The sequence below is a fragment of the Pseudomonas sp. UBA4194 genome, from assembly GCF_002379585.1.
Lineage (GTDB): Bacteria > Pseudomonadota > Gammaproteobacteria > Pseudomonadales > Pseudomonadaceae > Aquipseudomonas.
The window spans coordinates 5,385-10,836 of record NZ_DFUE01000001.1 but is presented as its reverse complement, the minus strand read 5'-3'; the positions used below and the strand labels follow the sequence as shown (position 1 = coordinate 10,836).

Sequence of the window (5,452 nt, the reverse complement as noted above, 5' to 3'; positions counted from 1 at the left end):
GAGGGGACCATTCACCCCCATACCCGGCAATGCCAAGGATCAACAGTGCCCAAGGGGGGCAAGTCATGGGAGAGCGCACTACGTCTGCAAGCTGGGCCATGGGGATCGTCAAGGCGCTCGAGCTCGAAGGACTGGACTGCAAAGCCCTGTTCAGCGAACTGAGCCTGGATTTCGACGCCCTGCACGATCCCGATGCACGCTTCACCCAGGATTCCATGACCCGCCTCTGGACCCTCGCCGTGGAGCGCTCCGGCAACCCTGCCATCGGGCTGAACATGGCGCGGCTGGTGCGCCCCGCGTCGTTCCATGTGGTCGGCTACCTGCTGATGTCCAGCCGCACCCTGGCCGAGGGCTTCGAGCGATTGGTACGCTATCAGCGCATCATCGCCGAAAGTGCGGACCTCAGTTTTCGCCTGCTACCCGAAGGCTATGCACTGATCCTCACCGTGCATGGCGATCACCTCCCGCCTACCCGGCAAAGCGCCGAAGCCTCGCTGGCCTGCGCATTGGCACTGTGCACCTGGCTGACCGGTCGCACCGTGCAGCCCATCAAGGTGATGCTGGCCGGTCCTGAGCCGGTGGATCCTGGGCCTTACACGCAGACATTCGGCGCGCCGATCACGTTCACCGCCCCCTACGATGCGTTGGTGTTCCACAAGGATGACATGGAGATCCCGCTGCCGACCGCCAACGAGGCCATGGCGGCGCTGCATGACCGGTTTGCCGGGGAGTATATGGCGCGCTTTTCCGACAATCAGGTCAGTCATCGCGCCCGACTGATGATCTGCCGCTTGCTGCCGTTAGGCGAGCCTCGCCGCGAGGCCGTGGCGCAGGCGTTGCACATGTCGCAGCGAACCCTGCAGCGCCGCTTGCAGGACGAGGACACCAGTTTCCAGACCCTGCTCGACGACACCCGTCGCCAACTGGCCGAGCAATACATGGCGCGTCCGCAGATGACCTTGCTCGAAGCCGCCTACCTGCTCGGCTTCAGCGACCCCAGCAACTTCTTCCGAGCCTTCCGCCGCTGGTTCGGCACCACGCCCAATGAGTACCGCTTGCGCCATGCGGGCGCCAGGGCGGTCAGTGCCGCCAGAACGCCGGCATGCACAACACCAACACGGTAATGATCTCCAGGCGCCCCAGCAGCATGCCCAGGGCCAGGATCCACTTGGCAGCGTCTGGCAAGGTGGCGAAGTTGCCGGCCGGGCCGATCACCTCGCCAAGGCCCGGGCCCACGCCCGATACGGTACTGGCCGCGCCGGTCAGGGCGGTCATCCAGTCCAGGCCGAGCAGCGACAGCGCCAACGCGATGCCACCGACCGTGAAGCCGAAGAAGAACGAAAACGTCAGGATCGAGCGTACGATCTCTTCGTCCAGGCGGTGACCGTTGTACTTCTGCTTGATCACCGCGCGGGGATGGATCAGCTGATTCAGGTTGGCCTTGAGCAGGATGTATGCCACCTGAAAACGGAAGATCTTGATGCCCCCGGCCGTGGACCCGGAGCACCCGCCAATGAAACCCAGGTAGAAGAACAGCATCAGGGAAAAGTTGCCCCACAGGCTGTAGTCGCTCAAGGCGAAGCCGGTGGTTGTGACCACCGAGGTGACGTTGAAGGCAACGTGACGAAAAGCGGTCCACCAGGGCAGGTCGGTGGTTGCCCAGTACCAGGTGCCCATGATCAGCCAGGTGGCGACCAGCAGCGCCAGCATGCCTTGCACCTGCTGGTCGCGCAGCAGCGCCTGGCGATTGCCGCGCAGGGTCGAGACGTACAGGGCGAACGGCAGGCTGCCCAGAATCATCACCACGATCGCGACCCAATGCACGGCAGGCTGATCCCATTTACCCAGGGACAGATCCGACGTGGAAAAGCCGCCGGTGGAAATGGCCGACATGGCGTGATTGACCGCGTCGAAAGGGCTCATGCCCGCCCACCAGAAACCCAGCGTGCCCAGCGCGGTGAAGCCCACGTACACCAGCACGATGAACTTGGCCACCATGTGCGAGCGCGGCATGACCTTCTCCGAGCGGTCGCTGGATTCGGTCTGGAACAGGCGCATGCCGCCGATGCGCAGCAGCGGCAGGATCGCCACCGCCATGCCGATGAAGCCGATACCCCCCAGCCAGTGCAGCAGCGAGCGCCACATCAGGATGCCCGGGGACATCTCGTCGAGCCCGCTGAGCACGGTGGAGCCGGTGGCCGTGATGCCGGACATGCTTTCGAAAAAGGCATCGGTATAGCTGATGTGCTGGGTCAGCAAAAAGGGCAGGGCGGCGAAGATGCACACCACGACCCAGCTGCTCACTGTGAGCATGTACATGTCGCGCGGCCGCAGGTTGACATGGTCGGGGCGCCCCGGCAACACCAGTGCCAGGCCGGCAATGAAGGTGATCAGGCTGGACCAGAGGAACGACTGGATGTCTTGGGTGCGCTCGAAGATCATCAGGGTGGCCATGGGGACCACCATGCTCACCGCCAGGGTGATCAGGAAGATGCCGATAATGAAACCGATGATACGCAGGGTCGGCAACGCCATGGGTTGAGCTCTGGCCGCGGATTGGGAAGGGCGCCATTCTACCTGCGGGCCTTGGCATGTAAACCCGGCATCGAGGTGTTCGTTCAGTCTAGAATAGCGGCTTGATTCTTGTCTGGAGGTTGCTCATGGAAGCGCTCGACGCTTTGCTCAATCGTGTTTCGGTACCTCGCTTGACCGAACCCGCGCCGACGCCAGCACAGCGTGAGGTCCTGTTCCAGGCCGCGCTGCGGGCGCCTGACCACGGCCAGTTGCGGCCCTGGCGCTTCCTCACCATCGAGGGTCAGGCGCTGGAACAGATGGGCGAGGTGCTGGCCGAAGCGGTGCAGCTCAAGGGCGATGCCAGCGATGCCGCGCTGGACAAGGCCCGCGGCATGCCGCTGCGGGCACCTCTGGTGGTGGTGGTGATCGCCTGTCTGCAGGACCATCACAAGGTGCCCAGAAGCGAGCAGTTGCTGGCCGCCGGTTGTGCGGCCCACGGGATTTTGCTTGCAGCGCATGCCCAGGGCATCGGTGCGGTGTGGCGTACCGGGGAGTTGTCCTATGCGCCGTCGGTGGCGCAACGGCTGGGGTTGACCGAGGGTGAGGAGGTCATCGCGTTCCTGTACCTGGGGACTCCGGCCAAGGAACTGCGCGAGGCGCCCAAGGTGGACACCGCAGATTTCGTGCAGGCCTGGACCGCGTAGAGCAGGCCCGGCCCCATCGCGGGTAGAACCCGCTCCCACAGAGACCCCACAAACTCGTGTGGGAGCGGGTTCTACCCGCGATGGGGGCCCCCCCCTGTGGGAGCGGGTTCTACCCGCGATGGGGTCGCCGCCGATACTGGATCAAACCCCCACCACCGGCACCACTGGCAGATCCAGAGTGGCCACGAACCCACCCTCTGGATGATTCTCCAATCGCAAAGTCCCACCATGGCGCTCGGCGGCCCGCCGGGCGATCGCCAGACCCAGGCCGTGCCCGGCTGCGGTTTGCCCCGGGGCGCGGAAGAACGGCTCGCCCAGCTGCGCCAGGTGTTCTGGCAGCACCCCTGGACCATGGTCGCGAACGCTCAAACACACGCGCTCACCGGCAGTACTGGCACTGAGCACGATAGGCTGATCGGCAGGATTGAAGCGCAGCGCATTGCGCAACAGATTGTCCACGGCACGCTCGATCATGGTCGGCCAGCCCTGCAGCGTCACGCCGGACGCAATCTGCAGCGCGACGCTTTGTTCCGGTGCTGCCACCAAGGCGTCCTTGCGCACGGCGTTCAGCAGAGCAGGCAGGTCCACAGGCTCGGCCGTCGCCTGCTCGGCGTCCACCCTTGCCAGCACCAGAATCTCGCTGATCAACGCCTCCAGGCGATCACATTCGCGGGTCAGCCGTGGCCATAGTTTTTCGCGCTGCTCCGGCTCGGCCCGCTCTGCCAGCGCCAGGGCGATGCGCAGGCGTGCCAGGGGCGAACGCAGCTCATGAGAAACGTCGCGCAGCAGCTGCCGCTGGCTGCCAATCATGCTTTGCAAGCGCGCGCCCATGCGGTTGAAATCCCGCGCCAGCACGCCGAATTCGTCGCGCCGGTCAGCCAGCTGCGCCAGGCTGTTCTGCTGGTACGTGGTCTGGCCCAGGTCATGAACTGCCCCGCGCAGGCGACTCAACGGGCGGGTAATGGACAGCGTCACCATCAGGCTGAACAGTGTCAGTACCACCAGCGCGATCACCAGGGCGCTGATGGGCATCAGCAGCGACTCGCGGTGCCAGGCCTCCAGGTCCGGATGGGGAATGCGATAGATCAACAGAAAGGTGTCGCCCGTTTTCGGGCTGGTGTATTCGGCGGTCAGGCGCCGCCACGGCAGGTTGCGCTCGTTGTCGTTCTGGCGCGCCTCGAAGGCGGCCGCGCGACGAGGAAAGGTGCCAGGCACCACGGCCTCGCCCGTTTCGTTGAGCACCTGGGTGTCGATATGAAAACGTCGCTTGCGGTGTTCCAGCATCTGCTGGGCGGCATCACTGCCTTTGCCCTCGTAGCGCTCGACCCACTGCTGGGCAAAATCCTTGACCGCCGGATGACGACTGAGAATCCAGGCATCCTGGTTGAGCATATGACCGAGCAATACCGAAAGGCCGGCAACCAGGGCGATGGCGAGCCAGAAGCTGGCCAGGATGCGCCAGAACAATGAACGCAAGACGGATTCCTCAACAAGTAAAACCCGGCACGCTGGGCGTGCCGGGTGGGCAGGAGGCTAAGGTTACTGGGTTTTCTTGCCTTGCTGGGCTTTCCAGGCCTGGAATTCTGCCCATTCGGCGCGGCGCTCGTCCTGCTTTTTCTTCATGTCGTCGAATTGCTTCTGCTGTTCGGGCTTGAGCACGGCGCGGACGCTGGCCTGAGCCTTGTCGTGATTGGCCTTGAGCTCGTCCTGCATGGCTTTCTTGTCGGCCGCTGGCAGCTTGTCCAGGTACTTCTTGGTGATGTCCCGTTGTTCGTGACGCTCTTCACCCATCAGCTTGCCGACCTGCATGCGCTGGTCCGGGGTCAGGTCCAGCTGGGCGAACGGCTCGCCACCGCGTGGGCCAGGGCCACCTTTGCCATGGCCTGGGCCGAAACCTTCAGGGCCACCTTGCGGCATGGCCATGGCCAGGGTCGGCAGAGCAGCGGCGAACAGCATTGCGATAGTGGTCTTGCGCATGGTGAATCTCCTGTCTGGTTCCCGGTGATTACCGGATGTGCCCAGTTTAGGGAGATCAAGGTCAGCGGCGGTCAGGGGAGGGTAAAGCTTGTGTAAAGGGGGTGGGGGGATTGCGGTGGGCGGATTGGGGATCGGCGGTGGATGGTCCCCTCACCCCAGCCCTCTCCCTGGGGGAGAGGGAGCTAGAAGCGGATCGCGGTGCGGCGAATGTCGGTGATCGGCTCCCTCTCCCTGGGGGAGAGGGGCTAGAAGCGGAT

The 5,452-nt window shown here is 64.2% G+C and carries 5 protein-coding genes; 2 read left to right on the top strand and 3 right to left on the bottom strand.

The annotated features are described in order from the left end of the window. Nucleotides 1-65 precede the first annotated feature (65 nt). Nucleotides 66-1,124, top strand: coding sequence for an AraC family transcriptional regulator (locus tag B3397_RS00060; protein WP_296246109.1), 1,059 nt, complete (start codon nt 66-68; stop codon nt 1,122-1,124). Here the strand turns inward: B3397_RS00060 and B3397_RS00055 are convergent. Continuing rightward, a complete protein-coding gene (locus B3397_RS00055) occupies nt 1,081-2,535 on the bottom strand; it encodes a TrkH family potassium uptake protein (protein ID WP_296246107.1) in 1,455 nt (484 codons plus the stop codon). The two genes, B3397_RS00060 and B3397_RS00055, sit on opposite strands and share 44 nt — an antisense overlap. A gap of 125 nt (nt 2,536-2,660) precedes the next feature. Between B3397_RS00055 and B3397_RS00050 the strand changes: the two genes are divergently transcribed. Beyond that, nucleotides 2,661-3,218 carry a nitroreductase family protein gene (locus tag B3397_RS00050; protein ID WP_296246106.1) on the top strand — a complete coding sequence of 186 codons (558 nt, stop codon included), beginning with the start codon at nt 2,661-2,663 and terminating at the stop codon, nt 3,216-3,218. A 141-nt stretch (nt 3,219-3,359) separates the two neighbouring features. On the opposite strand, the gene B3397_RS00045 is transcribed toward B3397_RS00050, so the two are convergent. Both B3397_RS00045 and B3397_RS00040 read right to left on the bottom strand, forming a co-directional pair. Continuing rightward, nucleotides 3,360-4,694 (bottom strand): sensor histidine kinase, encoded by a 1,335-nt coding sequence (locus tag B3397_RS00045; protein ID WP_296246104.1) that lies wholly within the window; start codon nt 4,692-4,694, stop codon nt 3,360-3,362. Nucleotides 4,695-4,757: 63 nt separating this feature from the next. Further along, on the bottom strand, nt 4,758-5,195 hold the full coding sequence (locus tag B3397_RS00040) for a Spy/CpxP family protein refolding chaperone (protein ID WP_296246102.1): 438 nt from the start codon (nt 5,193-5,195) through the stop codon (nt 4,758-4,760). Between the last annotated feature and the right edge of the window lie 257 nt (nt 5,196-5,452).